The 23,322-nt window shown below is 37.9% G+C and carries 16 protein-coding genes, 1 rRNA gene and 1 pseudogene; 12 read left to right on the plus strand and 6 right to left on the minus strand.

Annotated elements, in window-relative coordinates; translation table 11 throughout:
* Positions 1–932 (minus strand): annotated as a pseudogene (locus QNI22_RS39920) (gliding motility-associated C-terminal domain-containing protein); the annotation flags it as partial.
* Positions 933–1,174: 242 nt separating this feature from the next.
* On the opposite strand from QNI22_RS39920, the gene QNI22_RS39925 reads away from it, so the two are divergent.
* The gene (locus QNI22_RS39925; protein WP_314520248.1) at positions 1,175–2,239 is read left to right on the plus strand and encodes a M42 family metallopeptidase; all 1,065 of its coding nucleotides are present in this window, start codon (positions 1,175–1,177) and stop codon (positions 2,237–2,239) included.
* Between the two features lie 80 nt (positions 2,240–2,319).
* Here QNI22_RS39925 and dacB read toward each other — a convergent pair whose 3' ends face one another.
* A complete protein-coding gene (gene dacB / locus QNI22_RS39930; protein ID WP_314520249.1) occupies positions 2,320–3,834 on the minus strand; it encodes a D-alanyl-D-alanine carboxypeptidase/D-alanyl-D-alanine endopeptidase in 1,515 nt (504 codons plus the stop codon).
* 568 nt (positions 3,835–4,402) lie between these two features.
* Between dacB and porU the strand changes: the two genes are divergently transcribed.
* The 3 genes from porU to QNI22_RS39945 all read left to right on the plus strand — a co-directional run bounded on the left by porU (position 4,403) and on the right by QNI22_RS39945 (position 10,469).
* On the plus strand, positions 4,403–7,687 hold the full coding sequence (gene porU / locus QNI22_RS39935; RefSeq protein WP_314520250.1) for a type IX secretion system sortase PorU: 3,285 nt from the start codon (positions 4,403–4,405) through the stop codon (positions 7,685–7,687).
* A 187-nt stretch (positions 7,688–7,874) separates the two neighbouring features.
* The gene (gene porV, locus QNI22_RS39940; RefSeq protein WP_314520252.1) at positions 7,875–9,032 is read left to right on the plus strand and encodes a type IX secretion system outer membrane channel protein PorV; all 1,158 of its coding nucleotides are present in this window, start codon (positions 7,875–7,877) and stop codon (positions 9,030–9,032) included.
* 138 nt (positions 9,033–9,170) lie between these two features.
* Entirely contained in the window at positions 9,171–10,469 is a 1,299-nt protein-coding gene (locus QNI22_RS39945) for a M16 family metallopeptidase (protein WP_314520254.1), read from the plus strand.
* Between the two features lie 58 nt (positions 10,470–10,527).
* Here the strand turns inward: QNI22_RS39945 and hisC are convergent, their stop codons facing one another.
* Positions 10,528–11,610, minus strand: a complete 1,083-nt coding sequence (gene hisC, locus QNI22_RS39950; protein ID WP_314520257.1) for a histidinol-phosphate transaminase — start codon at positions 11,608–11,610, stop codon at positions 10,528–10,530.
* A gap of 182 nt (positions 11,611–11,792) precedes the next feature.
* On the opposite strand from hisC, the gene QNI22_RS39955 reads away from it, so the two are divergent.
* The 7 genes from QNI22_RS39955 (at position 11,793) to QNI22_RS39985 (ending at position 19,971) form a co-directional block, all read left to right on the plus strand.
* Positions 11,793–12,239: a methylglyoxal synthase gene (locus QNI22_RS39955; protein WP_314520258.1), complete on the plus strand. Its 447-nt coding sequence runs from the start codon at positions 11,793–11,795 to the stop codon at positions 12,237–12,239.
* Positions 12,240–13,046, plus strand: coding sequence for an ATP-grasp domain-containing protein (locus QNI22_RS39960; protein ID WP_314520262.1), 807 nt, complete (start codon positions 12,240–12,242; stop codon positions 13,044–13,046).
* Positions 13,047–13,510: 464 nt separating this feature from the next.
* Positions 13,511–14,266, plus strand: coding sequence for a LamB/YcsF family protein (locus tag QNI22_RS39965; protein WP_314520263.1), 756 nt, complete (start codon positions 13,511–13,513; stop codon positions 14,264–14,266).
* A gap of 11 nt (positions 14,267–14,277) precedes the next feature.
* Positions 14,278–15,441, plus strand: a complete 1,164-nt coding sequence (locus QNI22_RS39970; RefSeq protein ID WP_314520265.1) for an NRAMP family divalent metal transporter — start codon at positions 14,278–14,280, stop codon at positions 15,439–15,441.
* A gap of 68 nt (positions 15,442–15,509) precedes the next feature.
* On the plus strand, positions 15,510–16,715 hold the full coding sequence (locus tag QNI22_RS39975; protein ID WP_314520266.1) for a DUF4272 domain-containing protein: 1,206 nt from the start codon (positions 15,510–15,512) through the stop codon (positions 16,713–16,715).
* Between the two features lie 97 nt (positions 16,716–16,812).
* Complete coding sequence (locus QNI22_RS39980) at positions 16,813–19,188, plus strand: DUF5682 family protein (protein WP_314520268.1); 2,376 nt, start codon at positions 16,813–16,815, stop codon at positions 19,186–19,188.
* 378 nt (positions 19,189–19,566) lie between these two features.
* Positions 19,567–19,971: a hypothetical protein gene (locus QNI22_RS39985; RefSeq protein ID WP_314520270.1), complete on the plus strand. Its 405-nt coding sequence runs from the start codon at positions 19,567–19,569 to the stop codon at positions 19,969–19,971.
* A 61-nt stretch (positions 19,972–20,032) separates the two neighbouring features.
* On the opposite strand, the gene QNI22_RS39990 is transcribed toward QNI22_RS39985, so the two are convergent.
* The gene (locus tag QNI22_RS39990) at positions 20,033–20,503 is read right to left on the minus strand and encodes a cytochrome B (RefSeq protein WP_314520272.1); all 471 of its coding nucleotides are present in this window, start codon (positions 20,501–20,503) and stop codon (positions 20,033–20,035) included.
* A gap of 113 nt (positions 20,504–20,616) precedes the next feature.
* Positions 20,617–21,519 (minus strand): serine hydrolase, encoded by a 903-nt coding sequence (locus QNI22_RS39995; RefSeq protein WP_314520273.1) that lies wholly within the window; start codon positions 21,517–21,519, stop codon positions 20,617–20,619.
* Between the two features lie 199 nt (positions 21,520–21,718).
* Between QNI22_RS39995 and QNI22_RS40000 the strand changes: the two genes are divergently transcribed.
* On the plus strand, positions 21,719–23,008 hold the full coding sequence (locus QNI22_RS40000) for a serine hydroxymethyltransferase (RefSeq protein ID WP_314520275.1): 1,290 nt from the start codon (positions 21,719–21,721) through the stop codon (positions 23,006–23,008).
* Positions 23,009–23,203: 195 nt separating this feature from the next.
* Here the strand turns inward: QNI22_RS40000 and rrf are convergent.
* Positions 23,204–23,315 (minus strand): 5S ribosomal RNA (rrf, locus tag QNI22_RS40005).
* Between the last annotated feature and the right edge of the window lie 7 nt (positions 23,316–23,322).

The raw sequence follows: 23,322 nt of genomic DNA on the forward strand, positions 1-23,322 counted from the left end.
ATGATGGCTTTGAGCACTGTACCGGCGACAATACAGGTATCTTTGGGAATAATCAGTTCAGGTCGTTTGTTGGGTTGCTCTCTGACAGTAATCTGCATATCGCGGACAATCTCTCCGATTTTGATGTAACCGGCAGCGGTTTTTCGCCACTCTTCGACCACAAAGGCAATGTTGTATTCAGCATATCCTTTCGAACCGATACCATAGGCACCGGGGGCATCCCAGGTAATGTCTCCATTGAGAGGATTGAGCACAAAGGTAGGAGCGCCTGATCCGGCTTCAGGAATTCCCACAGGTGGAGCTACGGTCTCAGGCGAGCGGTAGTTAGCCACAGTCAAAGTGACACTTTGTCTGGGAATGATCATTTTGTAGGAGAGGCTATCGCCATCGGGATCAAAGGCAGCGGGGTTATGAGTAAATTTTTGTCCCACTTCGGCATTATCTACAGGGGGATTTCGTAGTTGGGGAGTGCTGTTGGAGCCAATGCTAGGCACGATATTGAGTACAGTCTCCACATAAAAAGGTGTATTAACTGAATTACTCATATTCACAATTTCGGCATTTCTGTTCTGCTCCTGGAAGTAAATGACATAGGAGCCTGAACTTGGAAAAGTATAGTTGAAAGTATAGGTAATTTCCTCGATATTTACCCCTACAGTCCGACGAGGGGTATTCGCATCTGCTTGAAGGAATAGAGGATTATTACCTCTTTGTCCATTGGCAAGAATAGGCACAATGCCTATGGTGGCTTCAGGCTGGTCAACACCCTGTGTATCTCTGTAAAGAGTTAGCGTGAAGATATATGTAGGAGTACTTAGATTGCTTGGATCCCGTACTGCTGTAATTTGACCCGCACGTAAGTGGGTTGCCTTAACAGGCTGAATTATACATAGTAATAAAAATACTATAACCAGATAGCGAAAAAGTGGCATGATGTAAAAATTTTGAATATATAACGAATTTACCGTCAGACAAGTTATCCTGTTAAACCTTATTCTATTTACACAAAAAAAGTGAATATTTATGGAATAGTCTACCGATTTTATTGGTTTTTACTTGATTCCAGTCCGGCAACTAGAAAGTTTACCGAATCGAGCGTTTATCTTTTAAACGTATCACTTGCCCATTCTATTTTTTTAATTTCTATCTTGCCAGCAAAAAAAATTTAAACTCTATGGAAAACCTTGATTTTCTGACACGTTATATTAACACTGCTTCACCAACTGGTTTTGAATGGTCAGGACAGCAACTCTGGCTGGATTACATTAAACCCTATGTAGACACTCATATAGTTGATACCTATGGAAGTGTTGTAGGTGTTATTAATCCTGATGCCCCTTATAAAGTAGTAATAGAGGCACATGCAGATGAAATTTCCTGGTTTGTGAACTATATTACTGATGATGGATACATCTATGTACGTCGTAATGGAGGTTCTGATGTAATGATAGCTCCTTCTATGCGAGTAAATATCCATACAGATAAAGGGATTGTGAAAGGTATTTTTGGGTATCCGGCTATTCACGTAAGAGATACAGCAAAGGACGAAGCTCCCAACTTAAAGACTATTTTTATAGACTGTGGAGCAAAGAATAAAGAAGAACTAACAGAAATGGGTGTTCATGTTGGTTGTGTTGTGACCTTTGTGGATGAGTTTATGGTGTTGAACGATCGATTTTATGTGGGTAGAGCATTAGATAATCGTATTGGAGGCTATATGATAGCTCAGGTTGCTAGAATGTTAAAAGAAAATAATATTCAACTAGATTATGGATTATATATTGTCAATGCTGTTCAGGAAGAAATTGGTTTACGAGGAGCAGAAATGATTTCACGTCGTATCAAACCGGATGTGGCCATTGTGACAGATGTAACACACGATACGCAATCTCCTGCTTACAAAAAATTGGAACAAGGAGATGTATCTTGTAATAAAGGCCCTGTCCTTACATTTGGCCCTGCAGTACAGAATAATTTACTACGCATGATACGGAATGTAGCTAAAGAAAAAGAAATTCCTGTCCAATTGGCAGCAGTCTCACGTTCAACAGGTACGGATACAGATTCGTTTGCTTACTCAGCAGAAGGTGTTGCCTCGGCATTGATCTCACTGCCCTTAAAATATATGCACACCACAGTTGAGACAGTACATCGTGATGATGTAGAAAATGTGATCAAGCTGATGTATGAAGTACTTGTACAACTAAAAGCCGGTCATGACTTTCGATACTTTTCTTAAATATCTCTGTTTTAAAACAATGCCTGCTTTTCTTAAAAGACGGGCATTGTTTTAATTATATTTCCATTTAACAAGTTATATCAGGGAAGTGTAGGCAAAAGCACCAATATCTTCTCCGCCTTTCTACGAAAATCTTTTTCTTTCCCAGCATAATCATTGGCGATAAAAGTAAAAGCCATCAATTCACCTGACTTTGTTTTAAAATATCCGGAATAACTGGTCATTCGGTCTAACGTACCAGTTTTAGCCCGTACATTACCAGCGGCCACAGTACCTTCTCCAATACCTTTCATCGTTCCAGAAACTCCTGCAACAGGAAGAGATTTATAAAAAGAATTAAAGTAGGGTTGCTTGGTAGCAAAAATTAATAAGTTTGTTAAAAAATCAGGCAACAATGCATTAGAACGGGACAAGCCACTTCCATCTCTCATAAAGAAACCAGTGATATTCATTCCCTTTTTTGCCCAAAGGTTTTTTACAGCATCAGTACTTTCCCAAGTGGTACTTTTATTTAGTTCCTTTACTCCCATCATTTTTAACATAGCTTCTGCATATAAATTCATACTTCGCAGGTTTGTTTGTTCTACAATGGCAGATAGTGGTGGTGAAAAATGTGTATATATTGGCTTCCGTGTGGGAGTAGCAGGACGGTATTGCTTTTGGTGAATTAATATACGGGTAGATGTAGCTGCACCCTCCAAAGAAACTCCTTTTCGGACTAAGGCATCCCGCAAATTCTGAGCAGTGAATAGAGGAGGGTCTGGCAGGGAACCTCGTATTACAAACGGATTACGACTAATAGGAACAGTGCCTTGAATATTACGATGATATGTGTAAGGTACACCATATATATAAGACTGATCTCCAGAACCCGATGGACCAGTAGTTACTTCATTCACAAAAATGATGTCTTTCATCACAGGGTCTGTGCGCACAATTTGGGTAGACTCCCCTACCTGCTTTCCTGTCTCAAGATAGATTTTATAAAGGTTATCATTGATATTCAAACCAAATGCAGAAGCGCCATAATAGTTTCCAATATCCCCCCAAGTCCATCCATTTGGAATTACATTTTCATTGAAAATTCCATCATCACTAATAATATCTCCCTTAATACGACGAATACCAGCAGCCTGAATTTTTTGCACCCATAGGGCCATTAAAGCATCTAAATCCAATGAATTTGTCACCCGATCACTACCCAATGTGGGATCGCCTCCACCTCGTATATATAAATTCCCATTTAGAACCCCATTCTCCAATGTCCCATCATATTGCAGATCCGTTTTGAAACGAAAGTCTTCTCCTAGAATCTCCAGTGCTGATAATGTGGTAACCAACTTAAGATTAGAGGCTATAATCATTGCCTTTTTAGCATTCTGCTCGATAATAACCTGTCCTGTACGAATAGACTTGATAGAGATAGCCAGATGTCCCTGACGCATTACAGAATCTGAATCCAGATCCATAATAGCAGCCTTCAACGTTTCCAGTGCACTATTAGTTAGTGTTGTTGATGTGTTCTCAGTAGTTTGTGCACAGGAAATGATAGCCAGAAAGAGGCAAAAATATACTCTAGGGAATAATGCTTGCATTGAATTTGAAAATATAGTAAGATAACAAAACCATAGCTAAACTGACAATCTATATTACTTTCTCTTGTCTAGATTGTTCCTATCAATTTCTCTGTGTACCCATTTTTTCACCAAACATGAGAATTTACTATTCAAACGATAATTGTGCCACTTTATGCCCGCTTAGTAAACTAGTGCAGTTCGAAATTTACCAAGTCACGAAATAATCAATTTTTATTTTTAATCCGTTATTTAATTGAGTAAACCATAGAACTTGAAGTAAAAACCTGACTTTCAACAGAAAACTACAATTACCGAATAGACAGACTAGTATATTGTCACAAAAATAAGAATCGAGCAAGACTGAAATTGTACACATCCGGAATTTTTGTAAGTAAAAATCTATTCAGTTATTTTGTATGAGATATGCATCAATTAGCTATTCATGATTGATACAAAAAGTTTTTTCTTATTCTGCCATTTCCTTTCCAAAATTTACAGGCCAATGAGGCAGCATATTATTGTATCTTTTTCTTTGTTTTTTTTGATATGGATACCCTCAAAGGTATGCTTTGGCCAAAATAATTCTGTGTTAGCTACTGGTATCTGGTATAAAATAGGAATAACCCAATCCGGTATTTACAAGTTAACCCGCTCAGATCTTCAAAAAGCAGGTATATCCACTTCTATTGATCCACGTAATCTTCATATATATGGCAATGGAGGTGGAATGCTTCCTCAAGCCAATGTGGTTTCCCGCCCTACAGATTTGACAGAGATTTCTATACAGGTTGAGGGAGAAAATGATGGAAAACTAGATAACACAGACTATATATTATTTTATGGACAAGGTCCTCATGTAATGTATTATGATTCTTTGACTTCCAGATTATCTCATAGAATAAATATTTATAGTGACACAGCGTATTATTTTTTGACAGTAAGCACTATTCCTGGTAAAAGAATTACCACCAGTCCTTTTGTTACAGGAGCAACTCAACAGGTTACTACTTTTGATGATTATATTTTTCATGAAAAAGAACTGTACAATATCCTTGGTTCCGGGCGTACATGGTGGGGAGAAAAATTTGATGCGGCTACAACCCAGAGCTTTACTTTTGATATTCCAGGTATTGTAAGCAGTAAAGCAGCACGTTTAGAAATAGCTGTGATGGCACAATCAACAGCATCTAGCCAGTTTTCCATTAAGAGTTCAGACCAATCTATTGGTACGTTGTCTATGTCTCCCATTACTTCTGGAACGTATGATATAAAAGGCACCACTAACTCTGGAAATTTCACGTTTGCTCCTTCGGGCTCTTCTCTTCCTGTTACACTCACATTCGAACGCAGTACAGGAGTTGGTTACCTGGACAAAATTGGTATCCAGTCTTCTCGCCAGTTGAAACTATATGGAAGTCAAACCGCCTTCCGCACCTTCGAAAGCTTTACAAACGATAAACTCCAGTATCATATTACAGAAGCAGGTAATACAGCTAAAATCTGGGATATCTCAACTATCCAACAACCCTCCAACATAAATTATAGCACTCAGGGGTCAGAATTAGTATTTGAAGCAATTGGGCGAAAATGGAAAGAATTTGTTGTCTTCAACCCGCAAGCTTCTTTATTGATACCTGTATCTATCCAGCAAATTGCCAATCAGAATATTCGGGCATCAACTACACCACAGTTACTCATTATTACTCATCCGGATTTCTATTTAGAAGCACAAAGACTTGCAGCATTCAGAACATCTCATGATGGACTAACTACACTACTAGTGACACCCGCTCAGATTTACAATGAGTTTTCCTCGGGAAAACAAGATATATCGGCAATTCGTGATTTTATTCGTTTTCTATATCAGCAAAACACAAATCTGAAGTATGTACTCTTATTTGGAGATGCATCGTATGATTACAAAAACCGCCTGACAGGAAATACTAACTATGTGCCTGTTTATGAATCTATTCAATCTCTCCATCCTATCTATAGTTATTCCTCTGACGACTTCTTTGGATTTATGGAAGAGAATGAAGGTGACTGGATTGAAAATGGATCAGGAGATCATACACTTGAAGTTTCGATTGGGAGATTGCCAGTAAAAACAAGACAGGAAGCCTCTATTGTTGTAGATAAAGTGATCGGATATGCACAGAATCCGAAAGCACTAGGCAACTGGAGACAAAAGATTGCATTTGTGGCAGACGATGGAGATGCCAATACACATCAACTGGATGCAAATCGATTAGCAACATTAGTAGAAACAACACATCCTACCTATGCATCTAAGAAAATCTTTCTGGATATGTATCCGCAAATTTCATACTCCAATGGACAACAATCACCTGAAGCTGTGACAGCCATTAATCAGGCAGTTAACAATGGGTGTCTGATTATGAACTATACAGGTCATGGTAGCGAAATAGGCTGGGCTCAGGAACAAATACTCAGCATTGGTCAAATTCAAGGGTGGAACAATAGTAATCATCTTCCATTATTTGTAACTGCTACCTGTGAGTTTGGACGATACGATAATCCTGAACGTGTTTCCGGAGCAGAACTTGTACTTTTGAATGCAAATGGAGGGGGAATAGGACTACTCACCACCACACGTCCTGTATTTTCCAGCTCTAATTATGCGATCAATCTGGCTTTTTACAACAGTGTATTTAATCCTGTTAATGGGGACATGCCACGACTAGGCGATATAATGCGATATACTAAAAACAATAGTCTAAGTGGCAGCGTAAATCGAAATTTTGCTTTATTAGGTGATCCTTCTATGCGGTTAGCCTATCCTTCTTTAAAAACAGTTTTGACAAAAATAAACAGCGAGCCTTTTATCAGTGGGAAAGATACCTTGAAAGCATTGGCTCATGTCACTATTGAGGGAGTAATAGAAGATGAATCAGGTATACCAATGGCCAACTTTAATGGGACCTTGCAAACTACTTTATTTGATAAGCCTACCACACGCACTACTCTAGGTACTGAAAGTACACGAATGACATTCAGTGAACAAGACAATGCCTTATTCAGAGGAAAGGGCGTCATTAATAATGGACAGTTTCAGATAAGTTTTGTTGTTCCAAAAGATATCAATTACCAGGTTGGTACAGGCGTACTAAGCATGTATGCAAAACAGTCTGAAGGCACACAGGATGCAGCTGGAGCGCAACAACTATTGGTAGGTGGCAGTCATACAGACCCAATAGCTGATAATACACCTCCTCAAATTAAGCTATTTATGAATGATACAACATTTATTTCAGGAGGTACAACAGGGTCTAACTCTATTTTTCTGGCTAAGCTAAATGATGAAAGTGGCATTACTATAAGTCAGACAGGTATAGGTCATGAGTTATTGGCGATACTAGATGACTCTGTAATGATCACGATGAATGATTACTTTACCTCTCTCACGGATACCTATCAGAAAGGTGAAATCCGTTATTCTTTCGAAAATCTTACACCAGGAAAGCATTCTATAACACTACGTGTCTGGGATACATACAACAACTCTTCTGAGGCAACGTTAGATTTTACTGTAGTTTCTGATGAGTTTCATATCTGGAACTTGCATAATTATCCGAATCCTGCAACAGAATCGACATATTTTGCGTTTGAACATAACCGTCCGGGCAATGACTTAGAGGTCATTATTTCAGTTTATTCCAGTACTGGCCAGATTATCAAAACATTACAAAAAAATATTTCTTCAGCTACTGCAAAAGTTAATACTATAGAATGGAACCTTACGTCTGGCTCTGAAAATAAATTAGTAGGTGGTGTATACTTTTATCAGGTAAGGGTGCGTTGTATAGCAGATTCAACCACCCTAGCACAAAAGATGATTATTGTACGATAAGGTCAATTTCATAAATTGTGCACGCAAAAATAAAAGGTTTCAAAAAAGACATTCGCTATTCCTTATTGAAAAATGCCAGATAAGGATTATTGGATCGGAAGATGTTTGAAATGTTTTCCAAAAATCTTTTATTTAAACCATCGCTTTTCTACTTATATTTACGCACTTTATTAAGAATCAATTTTTTATGATGCAAAATTATTCAAAACGCTTTCTGCTGGCTGCTTTAACTGCTTGTATTGTTGGCGTTAGTGAAGTAAAAAGCCAAACAAATCCGGTTACTTCTGCAGTTCCATTCCTGTTAATATCTCCTGATGCACGCGCTGCCGGAATGGGAGATGTAGGTGTGGCAACCTCTCCTGATGTGAATGCAACTTACTGGAACCCAGCGAAATTAGTGTTTGCAGAAAAAAAAGTGGGAGCAGCTCTAAGTTATACACCCTGGTTCCGTTCACTTCCAGGAGTAAATGACATGTGGTTAGGCTATCTCACAGGTTATTATCAAGTCAATAAAAATCAGGCTATAGGTATTGGATTGCAATACTCAAATCTTGGAAATATTAGCTTTACAGATATTAATGGTGTTGGTATTAGAGATTTTAGCCCAAGAGAATTTGCACTAGCGCCATCTTTTGCACAAAAGTTTTCAAAGAATTTCAGTGGAAGTATCACATTACGACTTATTTACTCGAATCTTTCTGGTAATATAGACTTGTCAGGTGGTGCCCAAGGTAAAGCAGGTGTAACAGTAGGTGGTGACATAGCTCTTTTCTATAATAAAGATCTAAATATAAGTGGGAAAGATTTTCATTGGGCATGGGGTGTAAATCTATCAAACCTAGGTCCTAAGATCTCTTACTCTACCAATAATGAACGTGAATTTATTGCTACCAATCTCAAATTTGGTACAGCATTAACATATAATATAGATCCATATAACAAGTTCACCCTTGCTGCCGATATTAATAAGTTGATGGTTCCTACAGCTAAAGGAGGAGCTAATGCTCGTCCGACAGGACCACTGATCTCAGGCATATTCGGATCATTTACAGATGCTCCTGGTGGATTTAGTGAGGAATTAAAAGAATATATTTGGTCTGTAGGTGCAGAATATTGGTATAACAATATATTTGCTGCACGGGCTGGATACTTTCATGAAAGTAAAGAAAAAGGATACCGTCAATACTATACATTTGGCTTAGGTGTACGTTATACTGTAATGGGACTAGACTTTGCGTATTTGGCACCAGCTCAAGGTAGTCAAAGCCCGTTAGCAGAAACCATGCGATTTACTCTTCATTTTAATATAGGTGAAAGACCTGCTGATGATGAGGAAGGAAAATAAAACTGATATTTATAGTCAAAAGAAAATGCCAGAGAAGAGTTCTCTGGCATTTTCTTTTGATGGATTAACAAACACCTGTATATCTTTGTATACATTGGCATTTTTCAAGGTACATAACTATAGACAGTAGAACCTATTATGTTAGACAGAACACAAGCGCCCGATTTTCAATCTATAAAAAAAGTTGCTGTTACTCAGGCACATTCCAAAGAGCTAAAGAATGGTGTCAAACTTCATTGGTTAAATGCTGGTGAACAACCTGCTATTCGACTTGAATATATTTTTGCAGCAGGCAGTTGGTATGAACCGTCCAGAGGAACCTCTTACTTCACGGCTAAAATGCTCAATGAAGGTACTCATCACCGATCTTCAGGAGAGATCAGTGAATATATTGATCAGTTTGGCTCTTTTCTGGAGCTAAGCCAAAACGCGGAACGAATCATTCTGACTATATATACTATTACTAAACATCTTCCCAAACTTCTTCCTTTAGTACACGAATTATTAACAGAATCTATTTTTCCGGAAAAAGAGCTGGATAATCTGAAAACTATTACCTTGCAAAATCTCCAGGTAAATTTGCAGAAAACATCTTTTCTTGCACAACATCGTTTCAGAGAACTGATATTTGGAGAAAATCACCCATACGGAAAATACATAAAGGATATAGACATTGCTCCTGTGACCAAAGACTTGCTGGTACAATATCATCAGCAGGCTATTTTGCAACGACCATTTGATGCAGTTCTATCTGGACAAATTACAGATGAAACACTTTTGGCAGTAGAACAACATCTGTCACAGTTTGATGTACAGAAGACACAGCTTACAAAACCCGTTCTTCCTGTTGCAGAGGTAAGTAAACACACAGAACTCATAGAACGCCCCGAAAGTGTTCAGTCGACCATACGATTCGGAAAACGGTTATTACATACGAATGGGTCACCTTTCACTCGCCGCAGTACAGATTATTTCTCCCTTGTCTTATTAAACGAAATCTTGGGAGGATATTTCGGCTCAAGATTGATGAAAAATATACGTGAAGACAAAGGGTTCACCTATGGAATTCACTCCTCTCTGGGAATATTTCGGCAGGAAGGGTTTATCGTTATTGGTACAGATGTAAAGAAGGAGTTTACCAATCAAACGCTGGAAGAAATACGAAAAGAGATTACCCTTTTACAAACAGAACCAATACCTGAAGACGAACTTGAGACAGTAAAAAATTATATTTTGGGTGCATTTGCAGGCTCTGTAACTACTCCATTCTCTCTGGCAGATCACTTCAAGACCATCTATTTTGAAGGGATAGGCTATGATTTTTATGATAAATATGTATCTGAAATTAGTCAAACAACCTCTGAAACATTACTCTCACTTGCTCAGCAGTATCTGAATCTGGATACATTTACAGAAGTGGTTGCAGGAGGTAAATAATAAAATAAAAGACTAATGCCTCCCATAGCATTAGTCTTTTATTGTTTAAGTGTATTTTTTAAGAAACCGTACTTTGCGTTTCCGTTTGGACAGAAAGCTGCTTCATAGCTTCAACCAAGTGCTGGTTTTCAGAAGCAGTCCCCACAGTAATCCGAATCGCGTTTTCACAAAGTTTTACTTTGGAACGATCTCGTACAATGATTTTCTGCTCTACCAGATAGTCATATGTCTCTTTTGCCTGATGCACTTTGACCAGCAAAAAGTTAGCTTCTGAGGGATAGATCTTTTCAACAATAGGTACTTCTTCCAATAATTTTACCAGTTCAGTCCTTTGTTTTAAAATCTCCTGCACAGATTCTTCTTTCCATTGAATATTCTGTAACCCTTCCAGCACAACCTGTTGTGTCAATCCACTAATATTGTACGGAGGTTTGATTTTATTCAGAATACGAATCAGTTCTGGTGAGGCAAATGCCATACCCAAACGGAGGTTAGCTAATCCCCATACTTTTGAGAAAGTCTGTAATACAACCATATTGGGATATTTATCCAGATAGGAAGTAAACGACGGATAATCTGCAAAGTCTATATATGCTTCATCAATTATAACGAGTCCGGGAAATGTCTCGATCAATGTTTTCATTTGTTCCGGATCTAATGCATTTCCTGTCGGATTATTAGGAGAACACAAGAACAATAGCTTAGCCTTAGGATGTGTAGTTATAGCTTGTTGCAAAGCAGGCATATCCAGTGCAAAATCAGGTGTAAGAGAAACCTTCACCACAGGTACATCATTTATTGCTGCACTTACTTCATACATTCCATAGGTAGGTGGCACCAGAATAATTTCATCTTCTCTGGGTGTACAAGTTGCCCGAATCAATAAATCGATAGGTTCATCACTTCCATTACCCAAAAAAAGTTGCTCCAGTTTTACACCTTTGATCTCTGCTACACGCTTTTTCAATGCAATCTGATGAGGATCTGGATAGCGGTTAAAGTTTTGTGAGGTAATAGAGCCAAACGGATTCTCATTGGCATCCAGGAAAATACCTTCTGTCCCTTCGTACTCATCCCGGGCAGATGTATAAGGTGACAAAGCCAAGATGTGTGGTCTCAGGATCTTCTCTAAACTGAACATATACAGTGTTATTTAATATAAGTGCTAATCAAGCTATTTCTGCTTTTCCGACAGAGAGAGGTCATCTTACTCTTTAAACAAAATCTGAATTAAAGAAAAAATACTATCTTTCCAGCCGTGAAACCGATACAAAGATAGAGAGCCTGTCTTTAACTTATTCTCTTTTACTTTCGATTTTTTATATGATACGTAAACTTAATTCATCCAAACGCATTGCTCTGATTGCCCACGATCACAAGAAAATTGAATTGATAGAGTGGTCAGTAAAAAATAAGGCATCTTTGGTACAACATCAGTTATATGCAACAGGCACAACCGGACGATTGCTACAGGAAGCCCTCAATGTGTCAGTAACAAAACTGCTAAGTGGCCCGTTAGGTGGAGATCAGCAGATTGGAGCTATGATTGCAGAAGAAAAGATTGATTCGATTATCTTCTTCTGGGACCCAATGGAAGCTTTACCTCACGATCCCGATATCAAAGCATTGCTTCGGCTAGCTGCAGTTTGGAATATTCCAATGGCATGTAACCGTAGTACCGCCGATTTTCTGTTAAGCTCCCCTCTGATGCATGTCGATTATGATATCCAGATGACAGACTATTCTGCCTATCTAACCCGTAAAGTTTAAATGAATCGTTATAATTCACTTCAGTGGGTAGTTCAGCGAATGCTCACAGATAGTAATGACATTCAAAAAATCCGTCAGGCCTGTGAATCTGTTTCTATAGATTTTTTCGAAGTTGATATCATTCCTTTTACAGATCAACTCCCTGAATTTCCATTAGATAAGCAAAGTATATTTTATGGTTCAACTAACTTCATGAATCTGGTTTATGCTCATCCGGAATTACGCAAAGGATTATTTCTTGATAAAGTGGCGTTTACCATTGAAAACTATTTGTCCAAATGGCAACGCTATATGCTAAATTCAGATGCTTTGGTAGTAACATTTCAGGAGCTGATGGCCATGCCTTACAATGAGGACCAACTCCTGTTCATCCGGCCAAATGAAGACTCAAAAGCATTTGCTGGGGAAACTCGTTTTTTTAAAGATATTGCAGATTGGTATTATAGATTAACCCAGATTGAAAATATCAATTTGTCGCTGGATACAAAGATTATTGTTGGTGAACCCTATAACATTAAGAAGGAGTGGCGCTTATGGATCGTTAACAAGAAAGTTGTTGCAGCTTCTCAATACAGAGAATACTTTAAATTAAAGAAAGTAGAGGGCTGCCCGCAAGAGGTTATTGCGTTTGCAGAACAACGATGTCAGGAATATACCCCACATCCTATATTTGTAATGGATATTGGGCATTGTGGGGATTCGCTTTATATTATCGAATGCAATTGTATGAATAGTGCAGGCTTTTATAAAGCCGATATTGCTCAAATTATCCATTCTGTGACAAATTCTTTTGCTAATATGTTCTGACCCATTTGCGTTCTTTTAATGAAAGAATTACAGATTGAGTTTTTTGCTGTTTTGATTGGAATCCTGGTTATTACTGTTTCCAAAATTTTTTATCTGCATTATTTCTACTATTGAAAACAGACCTGAATAGCGATCGTTTCACAAGAATATTCGAATAATGGTCACTTTTGACTTTGACCAGAATTTAGTTCAAATTTTTGTTTGACTGGAACTCCAGTCATTTTTTCAAATTATCGGAATCTTGATCACTCATGAGAAATATCACAATACTGATCAACTTTCAATCCCATCAGTATTTTGATATTTTTATACTCTGATCAGAATAATAGGCAGTACTCCAAATCTTTGTTTTACACCTTGATTTTAATTCATCCTCTGTTCAATTTTTTTGATCCTATCAAAAAAAATATTTCTATAAATTTCCTATCCTTGTACTATATACATACCTCACTAATTGATTTAGGATGCATAGTATCGATTTAAACTGTGATATGGGTGAAAGCTTTGGCTCCTGGAAGATGGGCAATGACCTGCAAATCATGGATTATGTGAGTTCTGTAAATATAGCCTGTGGTTTTCATGCGGGAGATGCAGATACCATGCGAAAGACAGTCGCAGCAGCTACAGAGAAAAATGTCGCCATAGGTGCTCATCCTGGTTTTCCAGACTTACAGGGATTTGGCCGAAGAAATATGCAATTATCTCCTGAGGAAGTTTATAACATTATTCTATATCAGATAGGTGCGCTGTCAGCTTTCGTGAAAGTAGCAGGTAATCGACTACACCATGTAAAACCGCATGGAGCGCTCTACAATATGGCGGCTAAAGATAGTAGTCTTTCCTCAGCCATTGCTCAGGCTATAAAAGATTTTGATCCCTCTCTGATTGTATATGGCTTATCAGGTAGTTTTCTGATCAGTGAGTCACAAAAGCTTGGTCTGAAAACTGCTAGTGAAGTATTTGCAGATCGTACCTATCAACAGGACGGTACCCTTACTCCTCGAAATCAACCTTTTGCTTTAATTGAAGATACAACAAAATCATTGGAGCAGGTAGTAAAGATGGTTGAAGAACAACAGGTAGTAACAACTGAAAATATTCCTGTCCCTATCCAAGCTGATACCATTTGCATTCATGGTGATGGAAAACATGCTGTAGACTTTGCACAGGCTATAAACAAACTATTTCGTGAGCATTCAATCACTATACAAGCAATCTAACCCTATTATATATGAAAAAAAACTCTGCTCTGCTGGGAGCAGCCTTTCTTATGGCAACCTCAGCTGTAGGACCAGGCTTTTTAAATAATACAGCTGCCTTTACCCAACAATTGGGAGCAAGTTTTGGCTTTGTAATCCTTATTTCTATTTTACTTGACATTGCTGCACAACTCAACATCTGGCGAGTGATTACTGTTAGTGAGATGCAGGCACAAACACTTTCCAACAAGATTTTACCAGGTTTAGGTTATGTATTATCAGCATTGATTGTAGCAGGAGGACTGGCTTTTAATGTAGGTAATATAGCAGGTGCAGGATTAGGTATTCAGGTATTAACAGGCTTGGATATACGTGTGGGTGCAGTAATCAGCGTAGGTGTGGGAATTTTTATCTTTACTGTAAAAGAAGCAGGAAAGGCAATGGATACTTTTACCAAAATACTTGGTTTTTTGATGATCCTATTGATTCTGTATGTTGTTTTTCAATCACAACCACCTCTTACACAAGCAGTCTATTTCTCTTTTCTTCCTAAAGAAATAGATCTAAAAGCCATTATTACATTGGTAGGTGGTACAGTAGGAGGATATATTTCTTTTGCCGGAGGCCATCGACTTCTGGAAGCTAATATTAAAGGTATATCTATGCTTAAACAGGTAGATACTAGTGCAACTCAGGGCATTCTTGTCACAGCTATTATTCGTATTCTATTATTTCTGGCAGCATTTGGAGTTATAAGCAGTGGATTTCAAGTTTCTCAAGCTAATCCTGCCTCTTCTATCTTTCAGGCAGCTGCAGGCATTACTGGTTACAAGATTTTTGGTGTGGTACTATGGTGTGCAGCTATTACTTCTGTGGTAGGAGCTGCCTATACATCTGTTTCGTTTTTACGATCTTTTCACAAACAATTGGATACTAACGCTTCTGTTATTACTGCCGGATTTATCATCTTATCTGCTGCTATTTTTATATGGATAGGACAACCCCCTTCACATATTCTTGTTATTGTGGGTTATCTCAATGGATTGATTTTACCGATAGCATTAGCTGTTATGCTTGTTGCTGTTAGAAACAAAAAAGTACTTAAAAATTATAAGCACCCACTCCTTCTGGAAATTACAGGCTGGCTGGTAGTAGCAGTAATGACCTGGATGAGTTTACAGAGTATTTTTGTATAGTTATTCATTGAAAATAGTATATTTCCCACCAAAACCTTTTAAGAAGCATTGCTTCTCTCCCATTTGCTATGGAAAATTGCACGATTTATAGTCATTATATTGCTATTGAAAAAATAATACCCATTCTTAAACAATACTTTCCTTCTGCTCAGATAGAAATTACAGGAACAGAACAAAACTGGTCACAACTTAAACTGACAATAGGAAAAAGTCTCTGGAAAAAAGGAAACACCTTTACAGTTTACTATCGGCAACGTCTTCATCCTGATTACAAGCTCGTTCTATCAGAAGAACCTCTCATAAAGAATCTGATAAGCCTGTACAACTTCGTTAGTTCTTTCCCTGCTCAAAATCCAGCTATCTATAACCGCCTGTTGCAAAAAATCACAACACTCAATGTAGAAATAAGCTTTGTAGCCGAACCTGGATTTACTGATACTCATATTAAATGTATCTTAAGCATAGCACAGGCACTGGATGGTATTATTTTCTCAAATCCCAATAGTGTTTTTCAGGCTCTAGGCATGTACGATAAAAATGGAGTATTGCTTTTAAGTAACACTGGCAAGTCTGATGCAGAAACATTAGATGTTTCTATTGAGAGCAAATACTATGATAAAGTGTCAGGAGATGAGCCTGACGAACGAAAAGATAGAACCAACGGGTTGTTGCAATCACACGGAATTGCTATAAATACTCATCTACCCCGTATTGTCAATAAATCAGAAGTAACTATTCGTACGCCTTACGAAATAGCTGAACGAGTTACAGTTCTTTCACTAATCAATCTGGTAGCCTTTAACTCAGTTGAACCTTTAGATGCTATTCAATATTTTAAGCAGTATGGTTTATGGGATAAGGTTACAGCAAATGAAAAAGACCTGCTTGAAAATCCTACTCAGTCAAAAAAGGATCAGGCTACATGGCAATGCGAAGGCATCTGGGTGCTATTATGGGCACTTGGAAAAGCTGAAGCAATCCCATTTCCAGACCATTTGTGTTCACTTAATGACCTAGACTTTTATCCATTTCAGGGATTTGATCAGGATCCTAATAAAATTATACAACAACTTGATCATCGCCGTACAGACACAGAGATTTTAGATAATGCAGATTTATACTATCGTATAGACTGGGCATGTGTCAATGCACGCATCAAAGGGCAGGAAATGGCGATAGTCCATCCGGGAGTTGTATATGAACGTCATTTTGCACTCAACTGGCTTATCCGAAACAGGGATCAGGAATGGGATGATGTGACTTGTGATACCTGATCTACTATCACTGACCTAAAAAGATTTTTAAAAACCTATGTGATTTGAGATACAAATATAGCTTTGTATCTCAGCTATATCTGATAATCATCCAACTATGGAACTTCATATTCTTGGTATACGACATCATGGCGTGGGCTCAGCCAAAAACACTGTTGAACGATTAAATGATCTTCAACCAGACATTCTATTAGTTGAAGGCCCTCCAGAACTTGATAGTGTGGTTCAATGGGTTACTCATAAAGAACTAAAACCACCTGTAGCCGTTCTCGCTTATAATACAGAAAAGCCTGCTCAAGCTACCTTTTATCCTTTTGCTAAATTTTCTCCTGAGTGGCAAGCGATTACCTATGCTCATCAGAAAAATATTCCTGTTTGGATGATGGATCTTCCTTTGGCTCATACATTCGGTATCGAAATAAAAAAACAGGAAGCTGCTGAAAAAGAGCGAAAGAGATTGGAGGAAGAAGCAAAACAGGAGGCACAGGAAGAAATTATATCTGTTGAAGATACAAATCCGCAGAATAATGTGACTGGGGAAGAACTACCATCCGCAGAAACTGGAGAAGGTCTATTGGCTGAATACGAAACTGAATTTGCCAGAGATCCTATCAGTTATCTGGCTCAGGTAGCAGGCTATGATGATGGAGAATTGTGGTGGGAACATCATTTTGAACACAAGTTTGTCAAAAACTCTTCTCAGGATCATTTTGAGGGAGTGATGATGACAATGGATGTATTACGCGAGCATGTTCCTATGCATCATTCTGCAGAGCGAGATGACCTACGAGAAGCGTACATGCGTAAGCAAATACGGCAGGCAGAAAAAGCTGGCTATACTAAGTGTGTGGTAGTATGTGGTGCCTGGCATGGACCGGCCCTGAAGAATTATAATGAGAAAAGTGTTATTACTTCTGATGATAAAAGTCTGAAAGGCCTTCCATCAATGAAGGTAAGCTGCACCTGGATACCCTGGACTAATACTCGTTTAGGCATGTTTAGCGGATATGGTGCAGGAATTGTCTCCCCAGGCTGGTATGAACATCTCTGGACTCACGGTCAGGACAAAGGAATCCGCTGGCTTACACGTGTAGCCAGAATGTTTCGGGATAAGAAAATGGATATCTCTACAGCCCACGTTATTGAAGCTTACAGGCTTGCAGAAGCTCTTGCTGCCATGCGTGATCTGTCAAGGCCAGGCTTACTAGAATTAAATGAAGCTACTCAGACAGTACTGTGCTTTGGGGACAGCATCTTACTAAAACTTGTCGAGGAAGAACTTATTGTTGGTAAATCAACCATAGGAAAAGTTCCTAAAGAGTTACCTAAGCTCCCTATCCAATCAGACTTTGATGAACTCCGTAAGAAATGTCGCTTAGATATTACAGAAGCCAATAAAGACTATGAATTGGATTTGCGTAAAGAGTTAGATCTCAACCGCAGTCGCTTTTTACATCGTTTGGACATCCTGGATATCAAATGGGGTAAAAAAATAAGTATTTCAACCAAAGGAACATTCAAAGAAGGATGGCGCCTCCGCTGGCAACCTGAAATGGAAATTGAGTTAATTGAAAAAGGATTCTGGGGAAATACCATTCTGGAAGCATGTACAAAGTATCTTCTTGATCTGTCAACTCAGACACAATCTATAACACAACTTGCTGCCTACATTCAGGAGGCAATTCCAGCAGAATTATTTTCGGTAATTGAGAAGTTGCTTGAAAAGATTAATGAGCTTTCTACAATATCCAGTGATATCCTGGAACTTATGGGTGCAGTAAGTCCTCTGGTTGATGTGAGTCGTTATGGAAACGTGCGTAAAACAGATTTGTCAGCAATCAATCAACTGGTGAATGGATTACTGACTCGTATCTGTATTGGTCTACCCAATGCCTGTTATGGATTGGATGATGAGACGTCAAGCAGGATGTTTGAGCATATAAAGAAAACAGATGAAGCAGTACGTTTGCTGGACAATGAAGAATTAGAGCAACTCTGGTACAAAACATTGAGTGTTATTCTGGATAAGAATGGTATTAATACTATCATTATAGGATGCACCTGTCGTTTACTCTTTGATGGAAAGATTATTGATGAAACAGAAACTGCCCGTCGTTTTGGTTTAGCTTTATCGCCAGGTACTGAACCCAAAGATGCCGCTGGATGGATAGAAGGTTTTCTGAAAGGTAGTGGTACTATACTATTATACGACCAAACTCTGTGGAACCTTTTATACAAATGGGTATTTGAGTTGGAACAGGATAAGTTTTTGGAGTTGCTACCTATTTTGCGTCGCACATTCTCCAAATTTGATCCATCTGAACGAAAGCAAATTGGTGAGAAAGCTAGAAAAGGTATCACTACTACAAATACTACTGTTTCTGGTAGCTATGTTGAGCTACCGGAAAACTTCAATTATGAACGTGCAGAGAAATCTCTGGAGACTATAAAGCTACTCATTGGTATTGTATAATGTTTCATAACTATGAGGTTGTGTATCTAAGTTTAAAGAAATAAGCTGAATCTCTTTTCATGAGAAGTTTATTTCTTTAAACTTAACTAAGATGGCTAATTATCTAACATTTGTATATTCTCTCAGATAGTAACCCAAAATATCTCCCTGCTTTTAGCTAATAAAAATTAGGTATTTATAATCCTCCTATTCTTGATACATAGTTTGGCAATACTTTTGTCTATATAATGTAAGATTCATCTAGCATGGACTATATCTTGTATACTTTTATGCTTTTGAACTTTTTATCTATCTGTATTTGCTCAGCAGACATTGAGTGCATATCGGAAAATTGACAAAAAATAAATATCTTGGTAGTATTACATTAATTTGAGAAACATGAAGAAAGACATTCCTTTTCTACCGGTTAAAGATGTGAAAGTAGCTGTAGTGCGAAAAACGAATGATATAGGAAATTTTGACTGGTTTGTTTACTTACTTAATACCAATCCTTTTGCTATTAAAAATGTATTTGTTACGTCTGAAGGATATGGGTATATGAATGATGAAATGCGTAGGACTTCTACATTACGTCACTTTTTAGGAGATGTGGATTCAGGAGATGCAGCTATTATTGAACCTATTGATCCTGCGGTATTTGGATTAAACAGCGAATATTGGGTAAGCTACTTTATTGATAATCAGATTTATGATAAGCGGTTTATCTTTGTACCTGATAGTATAGTAGAAGAAAATCTTAGCTATATTTCGCAGCTTGACTTAAGTGGAGTTTTACATGAGTAACTGATGAATGCAGACATTGACCTTATTTTTGCAATAGATCAATGTCTGCATTTTCTATTTTTTACATTCCAGGAAATAAAGGACGAGCAATTTCACCTCTGAAAGGCCATGGGATAGAGATAAAGATCACAATAAGAGCTATTACAAGCAGAGTAAGGGCTCTCTTATGTTTTCTGTCATCAGAAATAGGTTTGCGAAAGGATCCCCGTGCAACAGTAATCAAAGCAATGCCTATGATCATTCCTGTGATGTGTTCTACAGCCCAGAAACGATATACTTTGCTCTTCATTACTTCACCCATACCTACACCCAATATATTCTGCAATCCCCACGGACCAATTGCCCATTGCACTAATCCAATAAGTAAAGTAATATGGGCTGCGATCATCAGAAATAAATCAACTTTCTTATCAGCACTATTAAATTCTCTTTTAGCATTCATTCCGCTAAAATGTCTGAAAATAGCAACTAAAAGAAGAATCAGGATAACCCAGCGCAATAAATTGTGTAAGTGTACAAATCCGGTATACATACGTAAATGTCTTTAAATGAATGATTGGTTTTCTTTATCTTTAAATTTTAATTGTGGCAAGTTAACGAGCAAATTGCAGAAACAAAAAAGCATAGAACCTTCTTAGACAAACCTTATTTTAACTGATCCATCATAAACTCATAAATTATTTCTGAAACTCTTGCCAGAGCCTCTACTCCTGCTTCCGGGTTTTCTAATCCTTTTGATAGCAATATTAACACATATCTTCTCCCATCTGGTAAATAAATAATGGCAGAATCATGCCTTACACTTGTAATAAATCCAGTTTTGTGAGCAATCTTTACCTCTTTAGGTAGATATAGAGGGATGATATCATTGAACTTTTGTTCTTTTAAAATCTGAACCATCTCCTCAGAGGATTTTCTATCAACCACTTGTCCGCGAGCTATCTTTTCAAATATAATAGCCAGATCATACGCTGTTACAGTATTATTCCATCCTTTATCAAATGCTTTCTGGTCTTCTACACCTCGTAAGATCCGCATATCTTTTGCCCCTATCTCCTGCATAGTATTCATAACATTAGAGGCACCTACTTTATCAATCAATAGATTTGTTGCCATGTTGCTGCTTACTGTAATCATTTCATATACTAACTGTCTTATTGTCATCCATTGCCCTATCTTCTTATACATTTCTTCTGCACTATCATCTGAAATATCCATTTTGTATGGACTTCCATCTACAATACTTTTAAACTCATTTTTCACTAGAATTGAATCTGAAAGTTTAAACTTACCTACTTTTACCTGATCAAATACTTCTATCATTACAGGTGTCTTCATAGTACTTGCAGCATGAAAAACATCTTTTTCATGAATATATACTTCAAGTTTAGGAGAGTCCAACGATTTAAATGCAACAGCAAATTGTCCTTTGACTGCTACAAGCTTTGATTCAATTGCAGCTTTTAGATCTTTCGCTGATAAGGAATTCATTTGAGCTTTTAAAGTAAGGGGAAATATGACCATCAAAAGCAAAAGATATTTTGCCATAAAGCTTTACTACAGTTAGTTGATTTGAGAAATGGAGCAAGATAAAAACTCTACAAATAGACGACTAATGAATTTAATCTTTTTATTATATCCCATTTCTTCCAGAAAGCTTGTACCTTTGTATAAACTCAGCCTTTCATTCTAAAAAGGCGTTGTATACTTAATCAATTGCATATTTATCCACATATTCATTTGCTTTATGTCCACTCTCACCCAAACAATCCGCGACACACAAGTATTTGACCTGATCAACAAAGAGAAAAGTCGTCAGGAATCGGGCATTGAACTCATCGCCTCCGAAAACTTTGTATCCCCTCAAGTGATGCAAGCGATGGGAAGCGTTCTAACTAATAAATACGCAGAAGGATTACCATCCAAAAGATATTATGGAGGCTGTGAAGTTGTTGATGAAGTTGAGCAATTGGCCATTGATCGTGCAAAAGAACTCTTCAAAGCAAGTTGGGTAAACGTTCAACCACACTCAGGAGCTCAAGCTAATGCTTCCGTATTCTTAGCTGCATTACAAGCAGGAGATACAATATTGGGATTTGATTTATCTCATGGTGGCCACCTTACTCATGGTTCTCCTGTAAACTTTTCTGGAAAACTCTATCGTCCAACATTTTATGGAGTTGACAAAGAAAGTGGACTAATTAACTGGGACAAAGTTGCAGAAACCGCTAAGAAAGAGAAACCAAAAATGATTATTTGTGGAGCCTCTGCTTACTCCAGAGATTGGGATTACCAACGCCTCCGTCAAATTGCAGATGAAGTAGGTGCCATCTTATTAGCAGATGTTTCTCACCCAGCTGGTTTAATTGCAAAAGGTCTGTTAAATGATCCTTTAGAACATTGCCATATAGTTACTACTACTACTCATAAGACATTGCGTGGCCCTCGAGGTGGTATGATTATGCTGCGTCATGACTTTGAAAACCCATTTGGTGTTAAAAATCCAAAAGGTAATCTTCGCCTAATGTCCGAACTTCTTGATTCAGGTGTGTTCCCTGGCACACAAGGAGGTCCATTAGAACATGTAATTGCAGCCAAGGCAGTTGCTTATGGTGAAGCTTTAAGTGAAGAATTTTACAATTATGCAGTGCAAGTACAAAAGAATGCTAAAGTAATGGCACAGGCATTCTTAGATAAAGGCTATTCTATTATTTCAGGTGGTACAGACAACCACCTAATGTTAATAGATTTGCGTAGCAAAGGCCTTACAGGTAAATTGGCTCAGGAAACATTGGATAAAGTACATATTACAGCTAATAAGAATGCAGTTCCATTTGACGATAAATCTCCGTTTGTTACTTCAGGTATTCGTTTTGGAACAGCAGCTGTAACGACTCGCGGAATGCAAGAAGCTGATATGAAGCGTATTGTTGATTATATTGATAGTGTATTGATGAATCATGACAACGAAGCTCACATTACAGCGACTAAGAAGGAAATTACAGAGTGGATGAAACAATTCCCATTGTATGCTTAAGCTTTTATAAATAACTTTAACTAAAGCGATTCTTAACGGGATCGCTTTTTTTATTGCTTCCAGGTAAAGTCAAGCCTATATCAATCAGCACCTGATTGTAAAAGAGTTGGGGTTAGAGAGGTAGCTAAACAAAAGTAGTTAAACAAAAAAAGCCACTCGTAACGAGTGGCTTAGAAGTAATAAAGAGTAATAGTAAAGTGGCGGCAACCTACTTTCCCACCGGTGAAGGCAGTATCATGGGCGTGAAAGGGCTTAACTTCTCTGTTCGGAATGGGAAGAGGTGATCACCTTCACTATAACCACCAACAATGTTT

The organism is Xanthocytophaga agilis (genome assembly GCF_030068605.1).
GTDB lineage: Bacteria > Bacteroidota > Bacteroidia > Cytophagales > 172606-1 > Xanthocytophaga > Xanthocytophaga agilis.

What these genes read in the sequence shown, in the direction of transcription:
- QNI22_RS39925 (WP_314520248.1), top strand. Translation starts at nt 1,175, where the DNA reads ATGGAAAACCTTGATTTTCTGACACGTTATATTAACACTGCTTCACCA.
- dacB (WP_314520249.1), bottom strand. Translation starts at nt 3,834, where the DNA reads ATGCAAGCATTATTCCCTAGAGTATATTTTTGCCTCTTTCTGGCTATC.
- porV (WP_314520252.1), top strand. Translation starts at nt 7,875, where the DNA reads ATGATGCAAAATTATTCAAAACGCTTTCTGCTGGCTGCTTTAACTGCT.
- QNI22_RS39945 (WP_314520254.1), top strand. Translation starts at nt 9,171, where the DNA reads ATGTTAGACAGAACACAAGCGCCCGATTTTCAATCTATAAAAAAAGTT.
- hisC (WP_314520257.1), bottom strand. Translation starts at nt 11,610, where the DNA reads ATGTTCAGTTTAGAGAAGATCCTGAGACCACACATCTTGGCTTTGTCA.
- QNI22_RS39955 (WP_314520258.1), top strand. Translation starts at nt 11,793, where the DNA reads ATGATACGTAAACTTAATTCATCCAAACGCATTGCTCTGATTGCCCAC.
- QNI22_RS39960 (WP_314520262.1), top strand. Translation starts at nt 12,240, where the DNA reads ATGAATCGTTATAATTCACTTCAGTGGGTAGTTCAGCGAATGCTCACA.
- QNI22_RS39965 (WP_314520263.1), top strand. Translation starts at nt 13,511, where the DNA reads ATGCATAGTATCGATTTAAACTGTGATATGGGTGAAAGCTTTGGCTCC.
- QNI22_RS39970 (WP_314520265.1), top strand. Translation starts at nt 14,278, where the DNA reads ATGAAAAAAAACTCTGCTCTGCTGGGAGCAGCCTTTCTTATGGCAACC.
- QNI22_RS39975 (WP_314520266.1), top strand. Translation starts at nt 15,510, where the DNA reads ATGGAAAATTGCACGATTTATAGTCATTATATTGCTATTGAAAAAATA.
- QNI22_RS39980 (WP_314520268.1), top strand. Translation starts at nt 16,813, where the DNA reads ATGGAACTTCATATTCTTGGTATACGACATCATGGCGTGGGCTCAGCC.
- QNI22_RS39985 (WP_314520270.1), top strand. Translation starts at nt 19,567, where the DNA reads ATGAAGAAAGACATTCCTTTTCTACCGGTTAAAGATGTGAAAGTAGCT.
- QNI22_RS39990 (WP_314520272.1), bottom strand. Translation starts at nt 20,503, where the DNA reads ATGTATACCGGATTTGTACACTTACACAATTTATTGCGCTGGGTTATC.
- QNI22_RS39995 (WP_314520273.1), bottom strand. Translation starts at nt 21,519, where the DNA reads ATGGCAAAATATCTTTTGCTTTTGATGGTCATATTTCCCCTTACTTTA.
- QNI22_RS40000 (WP_314520275.1), top strand. Translation starts at nt 21,719, where the DNA reads ATGTCCACTCTCACCCAAACAATCCGCGACACACAAGTATTTGACCTG.